The organism is Microbacterium sp. NPDC057741 (assembly GCF_042798735.1).
Classification (GTDB): Bacteria; Actinomycetota; Actinomycetes; order Actinomycetales; family Microbacteriaceae; genus Microbacterium.
This window is the reverse complement of record NZ_JBHVJW010000002.1, coordinates 118,254-140,999: the sequence shown is the minus strand read 5'-3', so window position 1 is coordinate 140,999 and position 22,746 is coordinate 118,254. Positions and strand designations below refer to the sequence as shown.

General features: G+C 69.6%; 25 protein-coding genes. 13 read left to right on the top strand and 12 right to left on the bottom strand.

The features are described from left to right. Window positions 1–40: 40 nt before the first annotated feature. A complete protein-coding gene (locus ACFVDO_RS07665; protein WP_378855209.1) occupies window positions 41–1,519 on the bottom strand; it encodes an MATE family efflux transporter in 1,479 nt (492 codons plus the stop codon). Between the two features lie 117 nt (window positions 1,520–1,636). Continuing rightward, a complete protein-coding gene (locus ACFVDO_RS07660) occupies window positions 1,637–2,704 on the bottom strand; it encodes a DUF998 domain-containing protein (protein WP_378855211.1) in 1,068 nt (355 codons plus the stop codon). Between the two features lie 162 nt (window positions 2,705–2,866). Between ACFVDO_RS07660 and ACFVDO_RS07655 the strand changes: the two genes are divergently transcribed. Continuing rightward, window positions 2,867–3,229 (top strand): DoxX family protein, encoded by a 363-nt coding sequence (locus ACFVDO_RS07655; protein WP_378855213.1) that lies wholly within the window; start codon window positions 2,867–2,869, stop codon window positions 3,227–3,229. A 31-nt stretch (window positions 3,230–3,260) separates the two neighbouring features. Further along, window positions 3,261–4,016 carry a sulfite exporter TauE/SafE family protein gene (locus ACFVDO_RS07650; protein ID WP_378855215.1) on the top strand — a complete coding sequence of 252 codons (756 nt, stop codon included), beginning with the start codon at window positions 3,261–3,263 and terminating at the stop codon, window positions 4,014–4,016. Here ACFVDO_RS07650 and ACFVDO_RS07645 read toward each other — a convergent pair whose 3' ends face one another. Then, the gene (locus ACFVDO_RS07645) at window positions 4,017–4,196 is read right to left on the bottom strand and encodes a hypothetical protein (protein WP_378855217.1); all 180 of its coding nucleotides are present in this window, start codon (window positions 4,194–4,196) and stop codon (window positions 4,017–4,019) included. It abuts the gene before it with no gap. 60 nt (window positions 4,197–4,256) lie between these two features. On the opposite strand from ACFVDO_RS07645, the gene ACFVDO_RS07640 reads away from it, so the two are divergent. After that, on the top strand, window positions 4,257–5,144 hold the full coding sequence (locus ACFVDO_RS07640; protein ID WP_378855219.1) for a DnaJ domain-containing protein: 888 nt from the start codon (window positions 4,257–4,259) through the stop codon (window positions 5,142–5,144). 84 nt (window positions 5,145–5,228) lie between these two features. Next, a complete protein-coding gene (locus ACFVDO_RS07635; protein WP_378855221.1) occupies window positions 5,229–7,604 on the top strand; it encodes a sulfatase-like hydrolase/transferase in 2,376 nt (791 codons plus the stop codon). 22 nt (window positions 7,605–7,626) lie between these two features. Here ACFVDO_RS07635 and ACFVDO_RS07630 read toward each other — a convergent pair whose 3' ends face one another. From ACFVDO_RS07630 to ACFVDO_RS07620, 3 genes are all read right to left on the bottom strand, one after another. Then, a complete protein-coding gene (locus tag ACFVDO_RS07630) occupies window positions 7,627–8,193 on the bottom strand; it encodes a dihydrofolate reductase family protein (RefSeq protein ID WP_378855223.1) in 567 nt (188 codons plus the stop codon). Between the two features lie 75 nt (window positions 8,194–8,268). Beyond that, entirely contained in the window at window positions 8,269–8,850 is a 582-nt protein-coding gene (locus ACFVDO_RS07625; RefSeq protein ID WP_378855225.1) for a carboxymuconolactone decarboxylase family protein, read from the bottom strand. After that, window positions 8,837–9,169, bottom strand: a complete 333-nt coding sequence (locus ACFVDO_RS07620) for a hypothetical protein (protein ID WP_378855227.1) — start codon at window positions 9,167–9,169, stop codon at window positions 8,837–8,839. Before ACFVDO_RS07620 ends, ACFVDO_RS07625 begins: the two co-directional genes overlap by 14 nt. Window positions 9,170–9,274: 105 nt before the next feature. On the opposite strand from ACFVDO_RS07620, the gene ACFVDO_RS07615 reads away from it, so the two are divergent. The 3 genes from ACFVDO_RS07615 to ACFVDO_RS07605 are packed head-to-tail and all read left to right on the top strand — an operon-like array spanning window position 9,275 to window position 10,987. After that, window positions 9,275–9,469 carry a DUF6767 domain-containing protein gene (locus ACFVDO_RS07615; protein WP_378855229.1) on the top strand — a complete coding sequence of 65 codons (195 nt, stop codon included), beginning with the start codon at window positions 9,275–9,277 and terminating at the stop codon, window positions 9,467–9,469. Window positions 9,470–9,525: 56 nt separating this feature from the next. Continuing rightward, window positions 9,526–10,302: an alpha/beta fold hydrolase gene (locus tag ACFVDO_RS07610; protein WP_378855231.1), complete on the top strand. Its 777-nt coding sequence runs from the start codon at window positions 9,526–9,528 to the stop codon at window positions 10,300–10,302. Window positions 10,303–10,327: 25 nt separating this feature from the next. Further along, window positions 10,328–10,987 (top strand): histidine phosphatase family protein, encoded by a 660-nt coding sequence (locus tag ACFVDO_RS07605; protein ID WP_378855233.1) that lies wholly within the window; start codon window positions 10,328–10,330, stop codon window positions 10,985–10,987. A 15-nt stretch (window positions 10,988–11,002) separates the two neighbouring features. Here ACFVDO_RS07605 and ACFVDO_RS07600 read toward each other — a convergent pair whose 3' ends face one another. Continuing rightward, window positions 11,003–12,652 carry a SulP family inorganic anion transporter gene (locus ACFVDO_RS07600; RefSeq protein ID WP_378855235.1) on the bottom strand — a complete coding sequence of 550 codons (1,650 nt, stop codon included), beginning with the start codon at window positions 12,650–12,652 and terminating at the stop codon, window positions 11,003–11,005. 204 nt (window positions 12,653–12,856) lie between these two features. Between ACFVDO_RS07600 and ACFVDO_RS07595 the strand changes: the two genes are divergently transcribed. Further along, window positions 12,857–14,140, top strand: coding sequence for an ion channel protein (locus ACFVDO_RS07595; RefSeq protein ID WP_378855237.1), 1,284 nt, complete (start codon window positions 12,857–12,859; stop codon window positions 14,138–14,140). Window positions 14,141–14,143: 3 nt separating this feature from the next. Here the strand turns inward: ACFVDO_RS07595 and ACFVDO_RS07590 are convergent, their stop codons facing one another. Beyond that, a complete protein-coding gene (locus ACFVDO_RS07590) occupies window positions 14,144–14,815 on the bottom strand; it encodes a GAP family protein (RefSeq protein ID WP_378855239.1) in 672 nt (223 codons plus the stop codon). Between the two features lie 205 nt (window positions 14,816–15,020). On the opposite strand from ACFVDO_RS07590, the gene ACFVDO_RS07585 reads away from it, so the two are divergent. The 4 genes from ACFVDO_RS07585 (at window position 15,021) to ACFVDO_RS07570 (ending at window position 18,047) form a co-directional block, all read left to right on the top strand. Continuing rightward, window positions 15,021–15,452, top strand: a complete 432-nt coding sequence (locus ACFVDO_RS07585) for a hypothetical protein (protein ID WP_378855241.1) — start codon at window positions 15,021–15,023, stop codon at window positions 15,450–15,452. Window positions 15,453–15,462: 10 nt separating this feature from the next. Then, window positions 15,463–16,572 carry a sensor histidine kinase gene (locus tag ACFVDO_RS07580; protein ID WP_378855243.1) on the top strand — a complete coding sequence of 370 codons (1,110 nt, stop codon included), beginning with the start codon at window positions 15,463–15,465 and terminating at the stop codon, window positions 16,570–16,572. Continuing rightward, the gene (locus ACFVDO_RS07575) at window positions 16,569–17,198 is read left to right on the top strand and encodes a response regulator (protein ID WP_378855245.1); all 630 of its coding nucleotides are present in this window, start codon (window positions 16,569–16,571) and stop codon (window positions 17,196–17,198) included. Before ACFVDO_RS07580 ends, ACFVDO_RS07575 begins: the two co-directional genes overlap by 4 nt. A 66-nt stretch (window positions 17,199–17,264) precedes the next feature. After that, window positions 17,265–18,047, top strand: a complete 783-nt coding sequence (locus tag ACFVDO_RS07570) for a DUF4328 domain-containing protein (protein WP_378855247.1) — start codon at window positions 17,265–17,267, stop codon at window positions 18,045–18,047. A 13-nt stretch (window positions 18,048–18,060) separates the two neighbouring features. On the opposite strand, the gene ACFVDO_RS07565 is transcribed toward ACFVDO_RS07570, so the two are convergent. Further along, on the bottom strand, window positions 18,061–18,621 hold the full coding sequence (locus ACFVDO_RS07565) for an AAA family ATPase (RefSeq protein WP_378855249.1): 561 nt from the start codon (window positions 18,619–18,621) through the stop codon (window positions 18,061–18,063). A gap of 53 nt (window positions 18,622–18,674) precedes the next feature. Here ACFVDO_RS07565 and ACFVDO_RS07560 point away from each other — a divergent pair, with 53 nt between their 5' ends. Continuing rightward, on the top strand, window positions 18,675–19,460 hold the full coding sequence (locus tag ACFVDO_RS07560) for a DNA/RNA non-specific endonuclease (protein WP_378855251.1): 786 nt from the start codon (window positions 18,675–18,677) through the stop codon (window positions 19,458–19,460). 43 nt (window positions 19,461–19,503) lie between these two features. On the opposite strand, the gene ACFVDO_RS07555 is transcribed toward ACFVDO_RS07560, so the two are convergent. The 3 genes from ACFVDO_RS07555 to ACFVDO_RS07545 all read right to left on the bottom strand — a co-directional run bounded on the left by ACFVDO_RS07555 (window position 19,504) and on the right by ACFVDO_RS07545 (window position 22,743). Continuing rightward, a complete protein-coding gene (locus ACFVDO_RS07555) occupies window positions 19,504–21,072 on the bottom strand; it encodes a Na+/H+ antiporter (RefSeq protein ID WP_378855253.1) in 1,569 nt (522 codons plus the stop codon). Further along, a complete protein-coding gene (locus ACFVDO_RS07550) occupies window positions 21,069–21,626 on the bottom strand; it encodes a GNAT family N-acetyltransferase (RefSeq protein WP_378855255.1) in 558 nt (185 codons plus the stop codon). The genes ACFVDO_RS07555 and ACFVDO_RS07550 overlap by 4 nt, the downstream gene beginning before the upstream one ends. 118 nt (window positions 21,627–21,744) lie before the next feature. After that, complete coding sequence (locus tag ACFVDO_RS07545) at window positions 21,745–22,743, bottom strand: acetylxylan esterase (RefSeq protein ID WP_378855257.1); 999 nt, start codon at window positions 22,741–22,743, stop codon at window positions 21,745–21,747. Between the last annotated feature and the right edge of the window lie 3 nt (window positions 22,744–22,746).

Here is a 22,746-nt window from a genome sequence, read left to right as displayed (position 1 = left end):
GAACGATTCGATATCAGTCCGGAGAACGATGCGTGACGGCTCAGTTGCCGGTGCGCGCCTTCCGTCGCTTCTGCTTCGACACGACCACGGGGATGGATCCGGTGACCACCAGGTCGACCGCGTTCGCCGCCTCGTGCGGGCCGACGACCGCCATCGCCGAGGTCTCGGTGGCGAACTCGGGGTTGACCGGCAGCGCCTTCAGGCGGCGGTGCGCGCTGATGTACGCCGGCACCAGGATCACGACGGCCCCGAGCCATGCCAACGGATCGCTGAGCGCGACACCGATGAAGCCCCACAGCTGGCCGAGCACGATCGCCGCGGCCACGCGCATGACCAGCTCGATCACCCCGGTGACGGTGGGGATGAGGGCCTGCCCGAGCCCCTGCAGCGCGCCGCGCAGCACGAACAGCACGCCGAGCAGCGCGTAGGTGAGGCCGTTGACGATCAGCATGAGGTGCGCCATCTCGACGACCTTCTCGGACGCGTCGCCGACGAACATGCGCACCACGGGCTCGCCGAGCGCGATCATGAGCGCGCCCAGCAGCACCGACGCTCCGATGGACATCCAGATCGCCTGGGTGACACCACGACGGATGCGGTCAGGCCGGCGCGCGCCGAGGTTCTGCGCGACGTACATCGACGTCGCAAGGCCCAGCGAGGCGAGCAGGGCGCTGGCCAGGCTGCCGATACGGGCGAACACGGTGTACGCGGCGACGGCGTCGGGGCCGATGGTGTTCAGCGCGACCTGCACGATGAGCAGTCCGATCGCGATGATCGATGCCTGGAATCCCATCGGCAGTCCGAGGCGCAGGTGCTCCTTCGCGTCGGCCCGGCTGATCCGCCAGTCCGACCGGTGGACGTGCAGCGCCGGGAGCCGGCGCCGCGCGAACTCGAGGCAGGCCAGCACCGAGATCGCCTGCGCGATCGCGGTCGCCCAGGCTGCGCCGGCGACACCCCAGTCGAGCGTGCCGACCAAGAGGATGACCAGCCCCACGTTCAGCGCGCACGAGACGATGAGGAAGATGAGCGGCGTCCGGGAGTCGCCGATGGCGCGGATGATGGCCGCGAGGTAGTTGAAGAACATCACCGCGCTGCCGGTCAGCAGCGTGACCTGCGTGAACACGGTCGCCTCGGCGAGCAGCTCGGGCGGAGTCTGCATCACCACGAGCAGCGGCTCGGCGACCAGCGGGCCCGCGATCGTCAGCAGGATGCTCGCCGCCCCCGTGAGCAGGGTGCCCGTCGCCACGGATCGGCGCACGCCGCCGGCGTCCTTGGCACCGAACGCCTGCGCGGTCGGGATCGCGAATCCGCTCGACATGCCCCAGGCGAAGCCCATGAGCAGGAAGATCAGGCTGCCGGTCGCGCCCACCGCCGCGAGCGAGTTCACGCCGAGGTGGCGCCCGACGACGACGGCGTCGGTGAACTGGTACAGCTGCTGCACGATGTTACCGATGAGCAGGGGCACGGAGAAGGCCAGGATGACGCGCCAGGGGCGTCCCGTGGTGAGGGTGGTGGACATGCGGGATCCAGGGAAAGGAGGAGGGCGACAGAGGGGCGGATGCCGGAAGACGACACCGGCACCGTGAACGGTCACGGCGCCGGTGGTTCAAGTGTATCGAATCGATTCGGCCGATTGCTAGACGGAAGCTGACACCGGAGCATCCGACTTCGCGTACACGCCGATCGCCCGCACGAAGTAGAGCAGCCAGGCGAACAGCAGCCCCGCCGCGATGAACTCCATGCCGGTGAGGTTGTAGTAGCCGATCGGGATCCACAGTGCGATGGCCACCACGATCCCGATGATCACCAGCAACGAGAACCCGGAGACCTCTTTGGGCAGCCCGGGCAGGAAGCGCAGAGCGCAGAACACGAAGACGCCGAACAGCACGACCATGCCGGATGCTGCGCCGACATGGATCGGGAAGCTCACCGCGTCGGGCACCAGGCCGGCGATCATCAGGCAGATTCCGATGCCGGCGAACAGCCAGGACAGCTGCCTTGTCAGCGTCTTCGGGTCGGCCCCGCGGGCGATCAGCCCGAGCTCGACGTCGCGGCCGACGTAGTTGGCGAGCACGGTGACCACGAGCCCGGTGAAGATGAGGGCGAGATTGAACTTGTAGCCGGAGCTCTGGCTGATGTTGCCGAGCTGCGAGAAGTGCAACTGCCACCACGAGGCGTCGGGCGTGCTGAGCATGCTGGCCATCGTGCCGGTGAACAGCACCAGGGTCGCGAGCATGGCGAGGCCGTCCGCGGTGACTCGCGCCGCGGAGAGATAGGCGGCATAGGTGAAGGCCGCGGTGGCTGCGCCGACGAGGGCCCCGCCGCCGAGCGGATCGATGGTCATGCCGCGGAAGCCCTGCTGGAAGAGGTTGGCCACCGCCAGCACGCCCAAGTACGACAGCATCGCCATCGCGGTGGTCATGGCCCCGACATCGATGATGCGCTTGATCAGCGGCATCCCCCGTCGCCACGAGTCGTAGCCGCGCCGGGACTCGATGATGAAGGATGTCGCGAAGGCTGCTCCGGCGAAGGCTGCGGCCGTCCACGCGGCGAGGTTGCCGACCGAGCGCGTCTCGATGGCGAGCGGCCAGCGATCGCCCCACATGACGATGATCGTCAGCAGTGCCCCGATCACGAACGATGCGATCGCCCAGCGCGTGGCGACCGACTCCATCCGCACTCTGTCGCGGAACGTGGTGTGCATGTACTCAGGTGTACCGCATCCCTGGAGGGCGCCCGGCGGTGACATGGCTGTCACCCAGGCACATCCATGTGCCTTTTGCACGCACTTCACGTATGCCGCATTCTTGATTACCGATGGTAACCACCCGCACCATCGGTAACCGACTTCTCAAGGAGAACCCGCATGCTCATCGCCCTCTGGATCGTCAACATCGTCCTGGCCCTCATGATGCTCATGGCCGGAACGATGAAGACCCTCACACCCAAGGCGAAGATCGAGCAGAAGATGGCGTGGGCCGAGGACTTCTCCGCCGGCCAGGTCAAAGCCATCGGCATCACCGAGTTCATCGGCGGCCTCGGACTGATCCTGCCGCTCGCCACCGGCATCCTGCCGATCCTCACCCCGATCGCCGCCGTCGGCATCGCGATCATCATGGTCGGCGCGATCGTCGTGCACGTGCGCCGCGAGGAGGGCTTCATGCCCGCGCTGGTGCAGGGCGTCATCGCGATCGCCAGCGCCGTGCTCGGGTTCCTCGTCGTCCTCTGAGCCGCAGGCCCCATGAAACACTGGGGAGGTCATGGAGCTGTTCGAAGGCGTGCTGATCGCGGGAGCCGGAACCGCGGCCGGCGCGATCAACGCCCTCGCCGGCGGCGGCTCCCTCGTGACCTTCCCCACCCTGCTCGCCCTGGGCTACCCGCCGGTGCTCGCGAACGTCACCAACACGGTCGCGGCCTTCCCCGGCTACGTCGGCGGCGCGTGGGGATACCGGGCCGAGCTGCGCGGACAGCGCCACCGCATCCTGCCGCTGGCCATCGTCACCGCCGTCGGTGCAGTGGCCGGCTCGGCGCTCCTGCTGCTCGGCTCGGAGGGCACCTTCACCGCCGTGGTGCCGTGGCTGATCCTGGCATCCACCCTGCTGCTGGCCGTGCAGCCCGCGATCGCGCGGCTGACCGCGAGGTCGGACGGGCCGGAGCGGCTGACCTGGGCGAGCATCGGGCAGCTCGGCGTCGGCGTCTACGGGGGCTACTTCAACGCCGGGCTCGGCATCATGATGCTCGGCGTGATGGGGATGACGCTGAACGACGGCATCCAGCGACTGAACGCCCTGAAGAGCGTGATGTCCGCGGTGGCCAGCGTCGTGTCACTGGTCTTCTTCGTCGCGTTCGCGACGGTGGCCTGGCCGGCCGCGATCATCATGGCGATCAGCGGCCTGGTCGGCGGCTGGATCGGCGCGCGGGTCGGACGAAGGATCCCGCCCACTCCGCTGCGCTGGTCGATCGTCGCCTTCGGGCTGGTGCTGTTCGTCGTGCTGCTGACCGGCGGCCTGGGCTGATCAGTCCTCGCGCGACCGCGTGAGCATGCGGATGACGGCGTAGACGAGCACCGCGACGACCGCGACCATCGCCAGCTTGACGATGAACCAGACGACCGAGAACAGGGCGCTCACGATCCACCAGGCGATCACGACGGCGGCGATCACGCCGAGGACGGTCCAGATGCTGGTCTTGTTCACCGTTCCAATCTAGACGGCGCTCCCGGTTAGCCTGATATGTCCGCTGATCCGAGGAGCCGCATGTTCGACAGCCCGCTCTCGGCGTCAGCGTACGAAGTGCTCGGCGTCGCTCCCGACGCCTCCGACGACGACCTGCGCCGCGCGTTCCGGCTGCAGCTGCGTCGCACGCATCCCGACACCGGCGGCGACGCCGCCGTGTTCATCCGGGTGCAGCGCGCCTGGGAGCTGGTCGGGACACCCGAGGACCGCGCTGCCTACGACCGCGGGCACGGCTTCGCCGGCGAGTCGGACTGGAGCGGATGGCGCGCACCGGCGCGTACCGACACCCGCCCTCGCGCCCGCTTCCACGGCACGGCCGGCGGCTGGCTGCGCCGGGAGTACGTCGCGCGGGTGCACGACCTCGCGCCGGATGCCGCCGACCCCTACGACCCCGCGTTCGTGCGCACCGTGCCGGTCGAGCTGCGGATGCTGCTGGCCAATGCCCTCGCCGAGGAGGAGACGTCGCGCATCCTCGCCGATCTCGGCATGGGCTTCGCCGTGTGGCACGACGTCACGGCGCCGGATGCCGGGGAGAAGATCGACCACATCGTTCTCGGCCCGTCGGGCCTGTACGGCGTGATGTCGGCCGACCTCGGCACCGACGTGAGGTTCCGGAGTGGCGAGATCGCAGGGCCCGACGCTCCGGTGGCCGATCTGGTCACCCGCATCGGTCTGGTGTCCCGCGCCGCGCACGTGCGGTTCAGCGCGGCGATCTTCGTGTTCCCCGACGAGGACCTGGCCGAGGCCGCCGTGCCGCTGGGCACGGTGCGCGGTCTGCCGATCGTCGTCGTGCGGCGCAGCGTGCTGCGCACGGTGCTGCGCACGGGCATCGCCGGCACGCGCGTGATCGGCGGCAACGAGCTGTTCGACGTGCGCACCCGACTGCAGCAAGCGGTGCGACTGGCCTGATACCGGCGCGCCCCCCCCCCCCCCTGGGACTACGCTGACCGCAGGCGGGCGCGTCGGCGCCGGCACCCGATGATGGGAGCAGGCATGTCAGAGCAGAACGCGGAGAGGGTGTTCCCCGAGGTCGTCGATAGGGACACCTACCCCCGGCCGGCATGGACCTATCCCCACGGACGGACCTCGACGACGTATGCGGACTCGATTGCCGATTTCCCACCGCCGGACGCCGCTCCGGACGGCGCGCCGAACGTGCTCCTCGTGCTGCTGGACGACGTCGGTTTCGGCTGGTCCAGTGCCTTCGGCGGAATGGTGCGGATGCCGACGGCGGAGCGCGTCGCGTCGCAGGGACTGAAGTACAACCAGTTCCACACCACCGCACTGTGCTCGCCCACCCGTGCCGCCCTCCTCACCGGGCGCAACCATCACACCGCCCACACGGGCAACATCGGCGAGCTGGCCACGGGCTTCCCCGGTTACGACGGGATCATCCCGAAGAGCTGCGGCACCGTCGCGAAGACCCTGAGCGACAACGGCTACGCCACCGCGTGGTTCGGCAAGAACCACAACGTGCCGGACAACATGACCAGCGACGCGGGACCTTTCACGAACTGGCCCACGCAGATGGGCTTCGACTACTTCTACGGTTTCATCGCGGGCGAGACCAATCAGTTCTTCCCTTCGCTCTATCGCGGGACCACACCGGTGGACATCCCCGGCACCGCGGAGGACGGGTATCAGCTCACCCGAGACCTTGCCGACGACTGCATCTCGTGGGTCAACCGACAGAAGTCGATCGCGCCCGACCGACCGGTGTTCGCGTACTTCGCCCCCGGTGCCGCACATGCACCCCACCAGCCTCCGCTGGACTGGCGTGGACGCAACTCCGGACGGTTCGACATGGGCTGGGACGCCTACCGCGAGCAGGTCTGGCGCCAGCAGCTCGCCGACGGCATCCTTCCTGAGGGGACCAAGCTCACGCCGCGGCCCGACGAGATCCCCGCTTGGGACGATCACACCGACGACCAGAAGGCCCTTCTCGCGCGTCAGGCCGAGAACTACGCCGACTTCCTCGAGCACGCCGACCACGAGGTGGGCCGCGTCGTGGATGCGTTCGAGGCCCTCGATCTGCTCGAGAACACTCTGATCATCTACATCATCGGTGACAACGGATCGAGTGCGGAAGGCACTCTCACCGGTCTCCTGAATGAGATGGTCGGCCTCGACGGGAACGCTGGTGACTTCGCGCAGCTGCTGCCCGAGATCGACAGGTGGGGGCTGCCTGGCACGGCGCCCCACTACGCGGTGGGCTGGGCATGGGCGGGGGACACTCCCTTCCAGTGGACGAAGCAGATCGCCTCGCACTTCGGCGGAACACGCAACGGCATGCTGATCTCGTGGCCCGATCGCATCAAGGACCCCGGCGCTCTTCGCGCGCAGTTCCACCACGTGATCGACGTCATGCCGACCATCCTCGAGGTCGCCGGCATAGCGCAGCCGTCCTCCATCGACGGAGTCGCCCAGAAGCCGGTCGAGGGCACAAGCATGGCGTACACCTTCGCCGCCGATGCCGCGAGTGCTCCGACGACGCGCATCACCCAGTACTTCGAGATGTTCGGGCATCGCGCGCTGTATCACGACGGCTGGATCGCCTCCTGCCGCCACGGACGCCTGCCCTGGGTGAACATCGGCTCGGCGTCGTTCGACGACGACTCCTGGGAGCTGTACGACCTGCGCAACGACTTCAGTCAGGGCGTCGATCTCGCCGGCCAGCAACCTGCCAAGCTCCGGGAGCTGCAGGACATCTTCATGCAGGAGGCCGCGAAGCACAACGTCTTCCCACTGGACGACCGGTTCATCGAGCGAGGGGATCCGCGCCTGCGTCCCAGCTACTTCTTCGGGCGGGACACCGTCACGTTCCGGCCGGGAATGGTGCGCCTGCCGGAGGGCAGCGCGCCCAAGACGACGAATGTGGACCATACGATCTCCGCGAAGGTCGAGATCCCCGAGGGCGGAGCTGAGGGCGTGCTCATCTGCGTGGGCGGCGATGCCGGAGGATGGTCATTCCATCTGCAGGACGGTCATCTGGTCTACCACTACAACTGGTTCGACATCGAACGCACCGAGATCATCTCCGCGGGAGCAGTGCCGAGCGGGGAGCACGTGCTTCAGCTCGCTTTCGAGAACACGAGCACGGTTCCGGGAGGCGGAGCGAAGATCCGGCTGTACGTCGACGACAGCCTGGTCGCCGAGAGCGAGATCGCCCACCAGAACCGCGCCAGATTCGGCGGGGGATGCATGGACGTCGGACGCTTCACGCTGTCGCCGGTCAGCGACCGCTACCCGGCGGACAGCGGGAAGTTCGCCTTCACCGGGACGCTCGATCACGTGACACTCCGCTTCGCCGGGCGAATCAATGACATCTCGCCCGAGGAGAAACTGGAGCAGCTGCTCAAACTCGATTGACTGTTCGGCGTCGCCTCAGGTCTCAGCCCAGCGGCGGCGTGTCGATCACGGTCGGCACGTACTCCAGCAGCTGACTGCGGTTGTCGAAGGTGCGCGCCTCGACCAGCTCGAGGCGCACGTCGGGGTAGCCGTCGAAGATGCGCTCGCTCCCGGTGGCACCGGTGATCACCGGGAAGACGACGACGCGGAAGCGATCGGCGAGTCCGGCCTTCAGCAGCGACCGGCACAGCGAGACGCTGCCGAGGGTGCGCAGCGGACGGTCGGACTCCTCCTTGAGCCGGCGCACGTACTCCACGGCATCCGTGCGCACCAGGGTGGAGTTCTGCCAGCCGAGCGGGTCTTCGAGCGTCGACGAGAACACGTACTTCTGCACGTCGTTGAGAACGTCGGTGCCCGGTTCGCCGCCCGCAGTGAGCGACGACATCACGCGGTAGGTGTTCGCGCCCATGAGCACCGGGTGGTCCTGCTCGGGCAGCTCTTCGAGCCAGCCGAGGTACTCGGGTCCCTCCAGGCCCCACCATCCCGGCCAGCCTCGCGCGGAGCCGTAGCCGTCCAGCGAGATGATGAAGTCGATCGTGAGTCTCTGCATGGGAGTCTCCTTGTCGTCGTGCCCGAGCGTAGGCGCACAGCGGACGCGGCGGTACCCCGATCCGGATGCCGCGACTCAGGCGTAGCCGCGGCGCAGCAGCATCACCGCCGCGCTGTCGAAGTCGACGGCGGACGGGATCTCGAAGTCGAGGGCGTTCGCGTTGCGGGTGATGACCGCGAACACCGCACCGACGGCGGCGGCATCCTCGAGCTCCACGGCTGTGAGTCCGGCGTCGAGCGCAACGCGGGCGTCGGCGGCGCTGAGCCCGTCCGGATCGGCGGTCATCCGCTCGAGGAACACCAGGGCCGCGCGCAGCCGATCGCCGATCGGCGCGGTGCGGAAGTCGGCGAGTGCGGCATCCGCCACCGCGGGATCCATTCCCCGGACCGCGATCGCGCGGTGCGCACCGACGCAGAACGGGCAGGTGTTCCACGACGCGACCATCGCCGCCATCAGCTCGCGCTCCGACACCGACCACGGGCTCGGCCCGCGCATGGCACGCTGCGTCCAGCGGCCGAGGGCGGGACCGGCGAAGGCCTTGTCGTAGAACGCGACCCGAGCGGCATCCGGCAGCCGGTACCCGGCCATCCGCGAGATCATCCGGATCAGCAGGCGATGCGCGAGGGTGTCACCGCGTTCGACCTCAGCGAGCCGCATCCGACGCCTCCTCGATCGCAGCGAGCGCGGCATCCCAGCGTCGCAGGCCCGCCCCGATGCTCGCCGACATGACCACTTCGAACGCGGCTCTGTCCGACCCGGTCTCGGCTCGCACTTCGGCGACCATCTCATCCGTCACCCGGTAGGAGGCCGCGCCGATCGTCCGCGCGAGCACGACCTGTGGCTCGTCACCGGCGATCTCCTCCCCCGCACCGGCGCGCAGCGCGGCCCGTCGCACGGGCTCGGCGACTGCGCCCGCTTCCATGACGCGTCGGCGCAGCTGCTCGGCGAGGACGGCGTGATCGGTCTCTGCGGCCATGTGCGGAACCCTACGCCGGCCAGGCGACGCACGACACCGACCGGCACAGGTTTTCCCTGGCCATGGCAGAAGAGCTGCGCAGGCCGGCGGACGATACTGGGTGTCATGAGCGCCGATGTGAAACCGCGGCGGTTCCCCCAGCCCATGTGCCCCGTACGTGCCGGCGACCCCTGCACCCTGTGCGTGCCCGGGGCGAACGGCCCCCAGGACTGCTCGCTGGTGCAGCTGGTGATGGACGACCCCGAGTTGCGCGAGCGCGCCAACGAACTCCGGCAGCAGGCCCGCCGGCGCCAGCCCTGACGCGGGCTTCTCGACATCGTCTTCCGGATGTCGGACCTCGGTGGTTGTATGACGGAATGAGCATCGCGACGTCGGCTGACGGCACCCCCATCGAGTACACGGCGACCGGTGACGGCCGCACCGTCGTGATCGTGAGCGGCGCGCTCTCGACGGCAGCGGGTGCTGCGCCGCTGGCGCAGGCTCTGGTGGATGCCGGGTACCGCGCGGTCACCTGGGATCGTCGCGCCCGCGCGGGCAGCGGCGATCGCCGCGGATCGAAGCCCGAAGACGAGGCCGCCGACCTCGCCGCGGTCATCGCGGATGCCGGCGGGGCGGCTGCGACCCTCGGGCACTCCTCCGGCGCCGTGCTCGCACTCTTCGCGGCATCCCAGGGCGTACCCACCGGGGCACTGTTCCTCTCCGAGCCGCCGCTCGACTTCGACGGATCGGGTGTGCAGTCGGCCGACCTCACGGACCGGTTGCAGGCACTCGTCGACGCCGGGCAGCCGGGCGAGGCCGTCGAGACGTTCCAGATCGAGGCGGTGGGCCTGCCGCGCGAGATGGTCGAGGCGGGGCGCACGAACGGCATGCTCGCCGCACTCACACCGCTCGCGCAGTCGACGGTGTACGACACGCGTCTCGTCTGGCGGATGCGGAAGCCGAGCGCCGACCTGCTCGCCGTCGACCGCCCGGTCACCGTGCTGCGCGGCGAGCAGACGTTCCCGTTCCTGATCGCGGCGTCCGATTGGGCCGGGGCGCACATTCCCGGTGCGGAGCTGGTCGTCGTACCCGAGTCGGTCATGCACCGGCCCGACCCGGTCGCGACGGCGCGGGTCATCGCAGAGCGTCTCTAGAGGCGGCGGGCGCTACTGTGGCGCTGTGGATGCCGCCTCCGACCCCCTGCCCGATCGCCCCGCACCCGACAATCCGCAGGGCAAGCTCGTGCTGCTGCGGCACGGCGAGACCGAATGGTCGCGGGAGGGCCGGCACACCGGTCTGAGCGACATCCCGCTGACACCGCACGGCGAGGACCTCGCACGGCAGGCGGGCGAGCTCGTGCGCGGCTACGACTTCGGCCTCGTGCTGACATCACCGCTGCAGCGATCTCGGCGCACCGCCGAGCTCGCCGGACTCGACGCCCAGGTCGATCCGCTGCTGATCGAGTGGGACTACGGCGGCTACGAGGGGCGCACCAGCGCCGACATCCGCGCCGAGCTCGGCTACAACTGGACCGCCTTCGCGCACGGAGTCATCCGCGGGAAGACGCCCGGCGAGACCGTCGAAGAGGTCGCCGCCCGCGCTTCACGCGTACTCACCCGGGTGCTGCCGGCAATGGACCGGGGCGATGTCGCCCTCGTCGCGCACGGCCACTTCCTGCGCATCCTCACCGCCGTGTTCCTGCGCGAGGCGCCCCGGTTCGGCGCCCGGATCACGCTGGATGCCGGCTCGGTGTCGGTGCTCGGGTTCTACCGCGAGCAGCCGGCGATCCTGGCCTGGAACCACGGGCCGCAGCTGCCGCTGCGTCCGTCCGAGTCCTGAGCCCGGCGGTCCGCGTCACTCGCTCTTCGCGAGCGCCGTCACCGCCTCACGGTTCGTCCGGTAGACGGTGTCGCCGTCTTCGACGACGCCGAACCTGGCCAGGCGCGCCTTCGCTCCACTGCGCACACGGCTGAACGACAATCCGATCGACTGCTGCTCCAGCCACTCGCGCACGCTCTCGAACGACTCGCTGCCGGTGACGTCCACGTCGGTGACCGCCTCCATGTCGATCACCACATCGTGCACGGCGTCCGATCCGCCCGCCGCGGCCACCGCCGACCGGATCGCCCCCGCGAAGACCTCACCGTTGGCGAAGAACAGCGGTGCAGCCATCCGCACCACGACGACGCCGGGCGCGGTGACCCCGCCGGGCTCGGTCTCCGCGGCCAGCTCGCCGGTCTCGGGCTCGCTGACGAGCACGTCGATCGCCGGCGCAGCGGCGCGCTTGGCCATGTTGATCAGCGCGAGCACGAACGCCACCAGAATGCCGGGGATCGCGCCGACGAACAGCGTCACCGCGAAGCACGCGATGCCGATGACGAATTCGAACCGGTCCAGCTTCCACATGCTGCGGAAGTCGGCGATGCCCAGCAGCGGCACAACCGCGAAGGCGACGATCGCACCGATCGCGGGCGAGGGGATGTCGGTCAGCAGCGCGGTGCCGAACATGAGCAGCAGGAACGTGCCGACCGCCAGCACGACCGACGGCAGCTGCGTGCGCGAACCCGCCGCATCCATCGCCGCCGTGCGGGAGGTGGACGAGCCGACGGTGAAGGTGCCGCTCGCGCCGGCAGCGAGGTTCGCGAATCCGAAGGCGAACAGGTCGCGGTTGGCGTTGGTCGGGTAGTGCCGCTTCTCGCCGTACGACCGGCTGACCAGCAGGCCCTCGGCCGTGGTGACCATCGTCAGGGCGATCGCCGACGGGATCAGCGCGAACCACTCCTGCCAGGAGAGCATCGGCCAGGTCAGCGCGGGCGGGCCGGCCGGGACCTCGCCGAGCACGTCGACGCCGACCTTGTCGGCATGCGTGAGCACCACGATGACCGTCGCGACGATCAGCACGATCAGCGCCCACGGCACGGCGCGCGCGAGCTTGCGGCCGAAGATCAGCACGACGAGCGAGCCGACGGCGATGATCGCCGACCAGAGGTTGATCGTGCCGAGCCCGGTGATCAGCCCGGTGAGCTTCTCGACGAACTCGCCGCCCGAGTCGATGTGCACGCCGAGCATCTTCGCGATCTGCGACACCAGGATGTCGAGCGCAAGACCGCCGACGAAGCCGACGAGGATCGGCTTCGAGAGGAAGTTCGCCAGGAACCCGAGCTTGAACACCCCCATCAGGAGGAACAGCACACCGCCGATCACCGCCTGGGCGAGCGCCATCGTCGCGTAGCCGGCGGAACCGGCCGTCGCGAGGCCGCCGAGCGAGGAAGCCACCAGCGCCGCGGCCGCGGCATCCGGTGACGCAACCAATTGGCGCGACGACGTCATCAGCGCCCAGATGAGGGTCGGCACGATCAGCGCGTAGAGGCCCGCCGTGGCCGGCAGACCCGCGATCTGCGCGTAGCCGATGTTCAGCGGGATGGCGATGGCGATCAGCGTCACCCCGGCGAGCAGTTCGCGACCGAGGTTCTTGCGGGTCAGACCGGCGAGCGGCGGTTGCACGGGACCTCCCAGTGATCGGATGCTTCACCCTATCGCCGCAGGGGTCACGCGTTCCGGGCGATTTCCGCGCGTCGGCAGCGTCCCCGCGGGCCTCATTCGGCCAGCGCCGTGCCGCAGCTGTCGCTGGGCGCGCCGCTCGGGCACTATTGGTTCATCCGCGCAGGGTGCGTGCCGACGATGTCTCGTCGGGCGGAGGGAGTCGAGATGTCGGATGCTGCGGCCGCGGAGGCGCCTTCGCCCAGTGTGAGATCGCTGCTGATCATGGCAGTGCCGGCCATCCTCGTCGGTGTCGGTTCGGCGCTCGTGCTGTGGCTGCTGGACCTCGTGTCGGAGGGGCTCCAGCACATCCTGTGGACGACCCTGCCGCAGTCCTTCGGCGCGACCGAGGCGACGCCGTGGTGGATCTTCACCGTGCTGACCGCCACCGGTGCCGCGGTCGGCCTCGTCATCTGGTTGGTGCCCGGCCATGCCGGCCCCGACTCGGCGACCACCGAACTGGTCGAGGCGCCGTTGAGGCCCGGAGTGCTGCCCGGCCTGCTCCTGGCTACGGTGCTCGGCCTGGCCGGCGGCGTCAGCCTTGGCCCGGAGAACCCGATCATCGCGGTCAACTCCGCACTGGCCGTGGCGCTGCTCGCCCGCTTCGTGAAGGCGATCCCGCTGCCGCTGGCCATGATGCTGGCGTCCTCCGCCACGATCGGCGCACTGTTCGGCACACCGATCGCCGCCGCGCTGCTGTTCACCGGCGCCGTCGCGGCCGCGAAGGGCGGCGGGGCGCTCTGGGACAAGCTGTTCCTTCCCGTCGCCGCCGCCGGCGCGGGCGCCGTCACCATGCACCTGCTCGGCGGCAAGGCGCTCTCCTTCCAGGTGACGCCGATCGATCAGACCGACGGCTGGATGCTGCTGTGGGGACTGCTCGTCGCCGCCGCATCCGCGCTGATCGGCATCCTGCTGGCGTGGGCTCTGCCGTACGTGCACCGCGGATTCCACGCGCTGCGCAACCCGCTGCTGATCAGTCTCGCCGGCGGTGTGGTGCTGGGTCTGCTCGGCATGTGGGGCGGGCCGATGACGCTGTTCAAGGGTCTCGACGAGACCACGGAGCTGCTGAGGCACCCGGGCGACTACAGCGCCGGGCAGCTCGCCCTGTTCGCCGGGGTGAAGGTCCTCGCACTGCTCGTTGCGGCGGCCGCGGGCTTCCGCGGCGGCCGGATCTTCCCGGCGGTGTTCATCGGTGTGGCGCTCGGCGTGCTCGCACACGTGCTGTTCCCCGGCATCCCGCTGTCGCTCGCCATCGCGTGCGGCTGCCTGGGCATCGTGCTCGCCGCCACCCGTGACGGCTGGATCGCCATCTTCCTCGGGGCCGCGCTGGTCGGTGACCCGGTGGTGCTGCCGATGCTCTGCATCATCGTGCTGCCGGTCTGGCTGATGGTCACGAAGGCGCCGGAACTGGTCGTGCACGCCCAGCCGGAGTCGGCCGCAGCGAAGGCCTGAACCTCAGAAGCTGCCGATGCCCTTTCCGATCATCTGCACGCCGATCACCAGCAGCAGCACCGCCATGATCACCGCGTTCTCCTTGGTCAGCCAGACACGCAGCGCGTCGAGGGTTCCGCGCAGCTTCTCGGCGGCGAACAGGTAGCCGATCACGGGGATCAGCACGGTCGAGGCGGCGATGATCGTGAAGATCGCGATGACGAGGGTGATGTCACCGCCGCTCAGCGACGCCGATCCGATCGTGACGCCGGCGCCCGCGGTCATCAGCAGGTTCTTGGGGTTGACCGCGGAGAGCAGGAAACCCAGCCCGAGCGCCACGGGGAAGGTGATCTTGTCGATCGCCTGCATCCACTTCGGCATCGCCGGCTCTTCGCCGTCCTTCGGGCGCTTGCGCCACTGCCCGATCGCGAGCAGCAGCAGTCCGGCGCCGAGGAGGAGCTGGATGATGCCCTGGATCGGCTTGGATCCGCCATCGTCACCCTGAGGGAGCACCGAGGACAGGAGAGTGAACACCGTCGTCGCGATGACGATGCCGAGGACCCAGCCCAGCAGGAAGCCGACGCTGGTGACCCGGGCTTTCGGCGAGAGCAGCATCAGGATCGCCGCGATGATCGGAATCGGGCTGATCGCGACTCCCACCGCCTGCGGCAGGATCTGACCGATGACCTCTCCCATGCCCGTAAACCTCTCTGTTGTACTGTCCGCGGATCCTGGCCCGCTGCGACCGACACTAGCGGTCAGCGGACGGGACTGTCAGGATCGCGCACCGACATCATCCGCTTCGGGCGGCTGCGCCTCACCGCCGCCCTCCACCGATCGGTGACCGAGTGTGACCGATCGGTCGATCCGCAGCATCCGGCGTGTGACGACGCTGGAGGACATGGAAACCACAGTCGACCTCACCGCGGATCGCGTCACGGCCTCGCGTCGTGCGACGTTCCGCCCCGTCCTCATCCTCACCTCGGCGTTCACCGTGCTCAGCGCGGCGATGATCGCCTACCTCGCGGTCGCGAGCGCGACCGGCATCCGGTTCGAACCGGCCATCTGGGTGCGCTGCTCACTCGTGCTGGCCAGCGCGATCGTCGTGCTCCTGTTCGCCGTCTCGGCGGCGCGCGGTTCGCGCGGCGCCTGGGTGCGGCTGCGCATCGTCAGCCCGATCATCGTCGCCGCGGTGATCGTGATCGTGTCGATCCCCGGCTTCCTGCCGGACTGGGTGCGGCTCGAGCAGGCCGCATGCGGTCTGCTGCTGCTTCCGGTCGCGATCATCGCGAACCTGCCTCGAACCCGGGCGCTGTACCCGGCGAGGGCGTAGGGTCGGGCCCGTGATCGACACCCGCTGGCGGACCGTGCTCGCGGTCGCTCCGTACATCGTGCTGGGGATGCTGGTCGTCTACGTGCTGCTCACCCAGCGCGACGATCCCTCGCAGTCGGTGTCCGAGCTGATCCTGTGCGGCGTGTACGGTCTGTGGGTGCTGATCATGCGCACGCTGCCCTTCGCCTGGCGCGACCGGCCGGTGGCGATCGCCGTCTTCCTGGCCGGGGCGATCGCTCTGAACCTCGCACTCGTGCTGCGCGACAGCACCTTCGGCTTCCTCGCCATCGCGACCTTCTCGTTCGCCTACTCGATCGCCGAGTGGCCCTGGGAACTGCTCGCTGTCGGCGGCACGGCCGTGGTGGCGGGTCTCGCGCAGAGTTCGAGCTTCGGGGGTGACCCGGCCGGCGTCGTCGGCACGATCGCCGTCATCCTGCTGAACATCGTGGTGATGTGCGGGGTGTCTTACGGACTGCACATCGCCGAGCGGAACCTGCATCACGCGGCGGTGCAGGACGAGCGCACCCGCCTGGCCCGCGAGATCCACGACACCCTCGCGCAGGGGTTCACCGGCATCATCACCCAGCTGCAGGCGGCGGAGCAGGCCGGCGACGAGGAGGTGCGCCGCCGACACACGCATGCCGCGCTCGCGCTGGCCCGTGACGGACTCGCCGAGGCCCGCCGCTCGGTGCAGGCGCTGCGCCCGACCGCCCTCGAGCAGACCTCGCTTTCGGATGCTCTGGTCGGGGTCGCGGATGCCTGGACGGCGCGCACCGGCATCCCGGCGTCCGTGACATGCACCGGCACGGCCAGGCCGCTGCCGACCGAGACCGAGGTGGCGCTGCTGCGCGCGGCGCAGGAGGCGCTCGCGAACGTCGAAAGGCACGCCGCCGCGAAGCGGGTGGCGATCGAACTGCGGATGGATGCCGCGGCCGTGCGCCTCGAGGTGCGTGACGACGGCCGCGGGTTCGACCCGGCCGAGAGGGTCGGCAGGACCTCCGACTCCGGCGGTTACGGTCTCATCGCCATGCGCGAGCGGCTGGTCTCGGCATCCGGCGACCTGGTGGTCGAGTCGCGACCCGGGCACGGCACGACCGTACGAGCGGAGGTGCCGGCATGAGCGCGCTCAGCCTGCTCGTCGTCGACGACCACCCCGTCGTGCGTGACGGGATCGTCGGCATGGTGTCGGCCGCGGAAGACATCGAGGTCGTCGGTGAGGCATCGGACGGCGCAGAGGCCGTCGCGCTCGCGCAGGTGCTCGCCCCTGACGTGGTGCTGATGGATCTGCGGATGCCGCGGATGGACGGCGTCGCCGCGCTGCGCGAGTTCGCGCGACTCGGCATCCGCAGCCATGTCGTCGTGCTGACCACCTTCGACGCCGACGCCGACGTGCTGCCCGCGATCGCCGCCGGCGCCGCCGGGTACCTGCTGAAGGACGCGCAGCCCGCCGAGCTGCTGGATGCGATCCGCGGCGCGGCCGCGGGGAAGACCGTGCTGGCCTCGGCGGTGGCGTCGCGGCTGGTCGGGCGGGTGCGCACGCCGGAGGCGGCGCTGCTCACCCCGCGGGAGCTCGAGGTCCTCGGGCTCGTCGCCGACGGCGCGACCAACCGTGCGGCCGGAGAGCGCCTGCACCTCAGCGAGGCGACGGTGAAGACGCACCTGCTGAGCATCTACGCCAAGCTCGGCGTCGGCGACCGGGCGGCGGCCGTGGCGGAGGGGTTCCGCAGGGGGCTGCTCGACGCGTGATTCCGGCCTGCTAATGTTCCTCCAGTTCCGTTCCTTCACTCGCCTGACCGATCGCAGAGGATCACCATGAGCGACGCCGTTCCCCCGCCTCCTCCGCCGCCCGGACAGCCGTCCTCCGGGCTGCCCCCGGTGCCGCCTGCTCCGGCTCCGGCCCCTGTTCCTCCTTCCCCGACAGCGGGTCCTGCCTACCTCTCGCCGGCCTTCGCCCCTCCGGCATACGGCGGGCCGCCGGCAACACCCGAGGCGGCCATCCTGCGTCCGCTGCGCAGCATCGGCGCGGCCACCCGCTGGCTGGTCGCGGCGACCGCACTCATGTCTGTGGTGACGATCGCGGTGGACGCCTCCGGCCTGGCGGCGATCGACGCCTTCGTCGCGGGGACGGCCGGCGTCGAAGCACTGGACGCCTACGATCGGGCATCCCAGCCTGCGGCGCTCGCCTGGAGCGCCGTGTACATCGCGGCCGCGGTCTGCTGGCTCGTCTGGCAGTACCGCGCAGCGAAGGCAGTCGACCCGATCTACCTCCGTCGCACCCCGGGTGCGCATGTCGGGTACTGGTTCATCCCCTTCGCGAACTGGTGGTGGCCTTTCCAGAACGTGAAGGACCTGGTCTGGGGATCGCGCGCAGCCGTGAAACCCGCGGTGCTGGGCGGGTGGTGGACGCTGTGGCTCGTCGCGAACCTGGTGTCTGTGTTCGCCAATCGGCAGCTCATGGCGGCCGAGACGCCGCAGTCCTTCTCGGCAGCGCTGTCGTTCTCGATCCTGGGCGACGCGCTGCTGATCGTGACGGCCGCGTTCGCCTGGATCGTCGTCAAGCGGATCACCGACGCGCTCGACCCGGCGGCGCGCTGACGACGTCTGTCGTTCAGCGCGCGTCGCCTGTCGGTGCGTCGAGGATCACGCGTTCCATCAGGGAGAGCCGAGTCGCGGGCGAGCCGGCGATCTCGACGACGCGAGGGCCGGTCAGGTCGGGTTGCTCGATGAGCTCGAGGAGCACCTGATCCGTCTCGTCCCGCAGCGCGGCGTCCTCGTCGTCGGCGACGCGGATCTCGGCATCCGCGTCGATCGGGAGTACGAGCAGGAGATCGATGTGCGCGGCGGCGGCCTGCGCCCACTGCACCCCCTCGTCGAGGGATCCATGCGGTCGGCCAGGTCGTCCGAGGCGATCGAGCGCGAGAAGGTAGGCGAGAAAGTCGATCGGGCCACGCTCTGCGATGACATCCGAGTCCGGCGGCAGCGCGATGAGCCGCCGCGCGGCGATCTCGAGCTGCCGTTCGAAGAGCCCCGCGTCGAGCTCGCCGAACCCGTCGTCCAGCACTTCCTCGAACGGGTCGGGCAGGACGCGGTACTCCGGATGCCGGGCGGCGAAGGCCTCGATCAATGTGCTCTTCCCGCTCGCGTGGGTTCCTGAGACGACGATCCGCATGGCAGGAATCTAGAGCATGCCCGGTTGTCGGCGGGATGGGGCACGATGGGGCTATGGCCGACGGATACGACCCGGGATTCCTCACGACGACACTGCCGCTGCCTGCACCGCAGCAGACCGTCCGCACGCTGACGTATCCGCGGTTCACCGTGCTGCTCGACCCCGCGCGGCGTCTCGCCGCCGCCACCGCGGTCAACATCGACGGGCAGACACTGCGTGATCTGCCCCGCGCGGGCGACTGGCACTTCGACCCCCGCGTTCCCGAGGGCGAGCAGACCGGCCCTGATGTCTACGCCCGAAACGACCTCGACCGCGGGCACCTCGTGCGTCGGCGCGACCCCGGATGGGGCGAGGCGGATGCCGCGCGAGCGGCCATGGCCGCGACCTTCGTCTATCCGAACGCGGCGCCGCAGGCCGCGGGCTTCAACCAGTCGAAGGAGCTCTGGCTCGGGCTCGAGGACCACGTGCTGGCCTATGCCGAGTCGACGGATCAGCGGCTGACCGTCTTCACCGGGCCCGTCCTCTCCGACGACGATCCGGTGTACCGCGGCACCCGCATCCCGCTGCGGTTCTGGAAGATCGCCGCCTGGGGCGGAGATGCCGGGCTCGCGTGCGCCGGGTTCGTGCTCGACCAGTCCGCTCTCATCGACGTGTCGGACGGCCGGCTCGCCGCGCCGCCGCTCGGCGCGTTCCACACCTTCCAGGTGCCGGTCTTGGCCATTGCCGACATGACGGGCCTCGACCTCGGCGTGCTCGTGGACGCCGACGTGCTCCGCGGCAGAGCGGTGCGCGGCGAAGCATGGCCGGAGCTGACCGACGCCGGCGACATCGTGCTCTGAGCGGCACGCGATCCGCCAGCACTGGGGCGCCCGCCCGGATCGCTCACTCGGTCACATGCGGCGGCGCAAGCCGAAGGGCATCCCGATCGAGCCGTGCCTGCACGATCCGCAGCGCGGTGTCGCTGATCCTGCGCTCGTCGCGCAGCCGGACGAGAATGCCGCGCTTGTGCTCCAGCACCGCCAGTTCGAGCGTTGCGTAGTCCTGGTCCGCCGCCCAGAGATCCGGTCCGTCGAGGTCGGTCGCCGCGCCCAACCGCGCCAGTCGCTCCTGATACTCCCGCACGATCCTGTCTCGAACGCTCACCGGTGCTCCGACCTGCTCGGCGAGCCTGGGCAGGACCTCCAGCGCGCCGACGGTGGTCTCCCGCTGTGCTGCGGTGATCTCGTCGGCCACGGACGTGTCATGCCCGAATCCGGCCCAGCGGATCACTGCTGGAAGCAGCGCGCCCTGCACCACGAGGGTGAGGATGACGACGCCGGTCGCGACGAAGATGATCTCGTCGCGCGGCCCCACGCCCACCGGGACGGCGAGGGCGACCGCGAGGGAGACCGCACCGCGGAACCCCGCGATCGTCGACACAGCGCGTGCACGGTGAGTCATGCGTCGCTCACGCTGCGACGGTCGCCGATCGAGAAGACGCAGACACCAGGCCATCAGCACCTGGAAGACGAACCGGATGGCGAGGATCGCCAGCCACACGAGCACGCAGAGCAGCAGCAGAACGGGGATCGAGTCCGCTGAGACGCTGCGCATGGCGGATTGCGCCTCGATGCCGATGAGCACGAACAGCGCCCCGTTCAGCACGCTCGTGACCAGAGCACCGACCAGGTGCAGCTGTCTGCGCGACAACGGGCTGCCGGTGCGCGGGCCGCTCCGGCTGAGCAGGAGCCCGGCGACGACGACCGCGATCACCCCGGAGGAATGCACCTGCTCGGCGATGAGGAAGGCGATGAACGGAACGAGGAAGAGGGCGATGGTGTGGTGGGTCGCATCCTGGATGTGGCGCACGGCACGGGACGCGACGTAGCCGCACGCAAGTCCGATCGCGACACCGCCGAGGTACGCGACCACGAACATCTCCGCGACCTTCCACCCGGAGACGGCGGAGGTCTCGACGGCGACTGCCGTGGCCAGGCTGAACAGCACGAGCGCTGTTCCGTCATTGACCAGGCTCTCGGCCCGCAGCACGGTCATGTTCCGGTGCGGAAGAGAACGCGCGAGGGCACCGACAGCGGTGGCATCCGTCGGTGCGAGCGCCGCACCGAGAATCACCGCAGCCAGGATTCCCCAGCCGAGCAGCATGCTCGTCGCCGCGACGCCGGCAGCCGTGACGATGACGAGGGGGATGCTGAGCAGGAGGATCACCCGCATGTCCCGGCGCACCTCACGGAGGGAGGTCGTGAGGGCTTCCCAGAACAGGAGCGCGGGCAGGAAGAGCACCAAGACGACCTCCGGCGGGAGATGGATCTCTCTCACCGCCGGGAGGAAGCCTGCGAGCAGACCGAACAGGAGCTGCATCAGCGGTGGCGGGATCCGCAGCTTCGGCGCCAGCCAGGACGCGGTCACGAGGAGAGCCCCCACGATCACGACGACAGCGAGCGGCTCGATCATCCGCCACTCCCGTGTGCTTCGATCACCCGGAGCAGGATGGATCGCCCCTCCTGTTCCCTGACGACCCGGAATCCCTCGCTCAGCAGCAGGACGTGCGCGGTGCTCTGACTGTCCACGGCGAGACTGAGCCGCGTGTGTCCGGCCGCCCGAGTCCTGTCCACCATCATGCGAGTGAGGGCGCGGCCGATTCCCCGGCCCCGCCACGCCGTTCTCGTGCCGAGCTTCATCTCGGGCACCCCGGCCGCGATGAAGGCGTCGCCCGGCTCGTAGGGCGTGAACACTCGCGCCCAGGCGGCTCCGGCCACTGCGCCTGAGGGGTCCACGGCCATGACGCCGTAGTCCCCGGTGCGTTTCCAGCCGACCAGATAGCGAGACAGCCCGGCCCCGCCTGCGGGCAGCACCCGGCGGGCGGTCTGCATGCCCGTGGTATCGCTGTCGGCGAGCACCCGGGCCAGACCGCGGGAGTCCTCCGCTGCGGCGCTGCGGAGGAGGACGCCCCCGACCACGGCGGGGATGTCCCGATCCGGTTCCTCGGCCACCTGCCATATCGTCATCCCGGCCTCCTCACGCCCCAGTGAAGCCGCAGATTGTTGCGCGGGCGTTTCGAGGGTGGAACGGTTCGGGGTCGCTTCGGGATCTCCGAGAGGCCGCCGCCGTGGTGCTCGTGCTCGGTCACACCTCCTGTCGGATGCCGCTGCGATCGAACGCCCCGGCGAGCGCGGCGAGTTTGCGAGGGGTGTCATACGCCCCGCCGCCCTCGTGCTCGTTGTAGGGGAACACCTCGATGTTCGCCTGGCCGCCGTAGTTGTTGAACGCGGCGAAGACCGTGGACGGCGGGCAGATCCGGTCCATCAGGCCCACCGAGAACCATCCAGGGCAGCGCGCCCGGGCGGCGAAGTTCACGGCGTCGAAGTAGGAGAGCGTGCTCATCGCCGACTCGACCTCGAAGCGATGGCCCTTCAGCCACCGTGCGATCTCGGAGTACGGTCCGGCATCGGTGATCTGGGATGCGCGCCGGTAGTGGCTGAGGAACGGGACGTCCGCGATCATCCCGGAGAGGTCGTCGCGCAGTCCGGCCACGGCCAGGGCGAGACCCCCGCCCTGGCTCCCGCCCAGCACCGCAACCCGGGACGGGTCGACAGCGGGCAGGGCCTTGACAGCGTCCACGGCCCGGACAGCATCGGTGATCAGCCGTCGGTAGTAGTGCTTGGCGGGGTCCTCGATGCCTCGCGTGAGGAAGCCGGGTGACGACGAGCCGTGCCCCTCCGGCGCAACATCCGGCGTGTCGGCGATCGTCTTGCCTCCACCGCCCTGCCCGCGGTTGTCCATGATCAGGTGCGCGTATCCGGCGGCGCTCCAGGTCAGCCATTCCCAGGGCACTCCGCGGCCGCCGTTGTACCCGATGTACTGCACGACGGCGGGCAGAGGCTCGCTGCGATCGCGAGGCAGCAGCAGCCAGGCTTTGACTGGCTGCCCGCCCCATCCGGAGAACGTCACGTCGAAGACCTCCACCGTCGCGAGGCCGGCGTCGAAAGGCACTGCGGTCGGTTCGCTCGCCGAGTCCGCAGCCTCCGCGAGCGTCTGCCGCCAGAACTCGTCGAAGTCCGCCGGTTCCTCCGACTGCGGGCGATACTCTCGCAGTTCGTCGAGGGGCTTGTCGAACAGGGCCATGGA

What these genes read in the sequence shown, in the direction of transcription:
- ACFVDO_RS07625 (WP_378855225.1), bottom strand. Translation starts at nt 8,850, where the DNA reads ATGCGGCTCGCTGAGGTCGAACGCGGTGACACCCTCGCGCATCGCCTG.
- ACFVDO_RS07610 (WP_378855231.1), top strand. Translation starts at nt 9,526, where the DNA reads ATGAGCATCGCGACGTCGGCTGACGGCACCCCCATCGAGTACACGGCG.
- ACFVDO_RS07660 (WP_378855211.1), bottom strand. Translation starts at nt 2,704, where the DNA reads ATGCACACCACGTTCCGCGACAGAGTGCGGATGGAGTCGGTCGCCACG.
- ACFVDO_RS07575 (WP_378855245.1), top strand. Translation starts at nt 16,569, where the DNA reads ATGAGCGCGCTCAGCCTGCTCGTCGTCGACGACCACCCCGTCGTGCGT.
- ACFVDO_RS07565 (WP_378855249.1), bottom strand. Translation starts at nt 18,621, where the DNA reads ATGCGGATCGTCGTCTCAGGAACCCACGCGAGCGGGAAGAGCACATTG.
- ACFVDO_RS07630 (WP_378855223.1), bottom strand. Translation starts at nt 8,193, where the DNA reads ATGCAGAGACTCACGATCGACTTCATCATCTCGCTGGACGGCTACGGC.
- ACFVDO_RS07550 (WP_378855255.1), bottom strand. Translation starts at nt 21,626, where the DNA reads ATGACGATATGGCAGGTGGCCGAGGAACCGGATCGGGACATCCCCGCC.
- ACFVDO_RS07635 (WP_378855221.1), top strand. Translation starts at nt 5,229, where the DNA reads ATGTCAGAGCAGAACGCGGAGAGGGTGTTCCCCGAGGTCGTCGATAGG.
- ACFVDO_RS07620 (WP_378855227.1), bottom strand. Translation starts at nt 9,169, where the DNA reads ATGGCCGCAGAGACCGATCACGCCGTCCTCGCCGAGCAGCTGCGCCGA.
- ACFVDO_RS07650 (WP_378855215.1), top strand. Translation starts at nt 3,261, where the DNA reads ATGGAGCTGTTCGAAGGCGTGCTGATCGCGGGAGCCGGAACCGCGGCC.
- ACFVDO_RS07640 (WP_378855219.1), top strand. Translation starts at nt 4,257, where the DNA reads ATGTTCGACAGCCCGCTCTCGGCGTCAGCGTACGAAGTGCTCGGCGTC.
- ACFVDO_RS07570 (WP_378855247.1), top strand. Translation starts at nt 17,265, where the DNA reads ATGAGCGACGCCGTTCCCCCGCCTCCTCCGCCGCCCGGACAGCCGTCC.
- ACFVDO_RS07585 (WP_378855241.1), top strand. Translation starts at nt 15,021, where the DNA reads ATGGAAACCACAGTCGACCTCACCGCGGATCGCGTCACGGCCTCGCGT.
- ACFVDO_RS07560 (WP_378855251.1), top strand. Translation starts at nt 18,675, where the DNA reads ATGGCCGACGGATACGACCCGGGATTCCTCACGACGACACTGCCGCTG.
- ACFVDO_RS07555 (WP_378855253.1), bottom strand. Translation starts at nt 21,072, where the DNA reads ATGATCGAGCCGCTCGCTGTCGTCGTGATCGTGGGGGCTCTCCTCGTG.
- ACFVDO_RS07665 (WP_378855209.1), bottom strand. Translation starts at nt 1,519, where the DNA reads ATGTCCACCACCCTCACCACGGGACGCCCCTGGCGCGTCATCCTGGCC.
- ACFVDO_RS07615 (WP_378855229.1), top strand. Translation starts at nt 9,275, where the DNA reads ATGAGCGCCGATGTGAAACCGCGGCGGTTCCCCCAGCCCATGTGCCCC.
- ACFVDO_RS07545 (WP_378855257.1), bottom strand. Translation starts at nt 22,743, where the DNA reads ATGGCCCTGTTCGACAAGCCCCTCGACGAACTGCGAGAGTATCGCCCG.
- ACFVDO_RS07595 (WP_378855237.1), top strand. Translation starts at nt 12,857, where the DNA reads ATGTCGGATGCTGCGGCCGCGGAGGCGCCTTCGCCCAGTGTGAGATCG.
- ACFVDO_RS07655 (WP_378855213.1), top strand. Translation starts at nt 2,867, where the DNA reads ATGCTCATCGCCCTCTGGATCGTCAACATCGTCCTGGCCCTCATGATG.
- ACFVDO_RS07590 (WP_378855239.1), bottom strand. Translation starts at nt 14,815, where the DNA reads ATGGGAGAGGTCATCGGTCAGATCCTGCCGCAGGCGGTGGGAGTCGCG.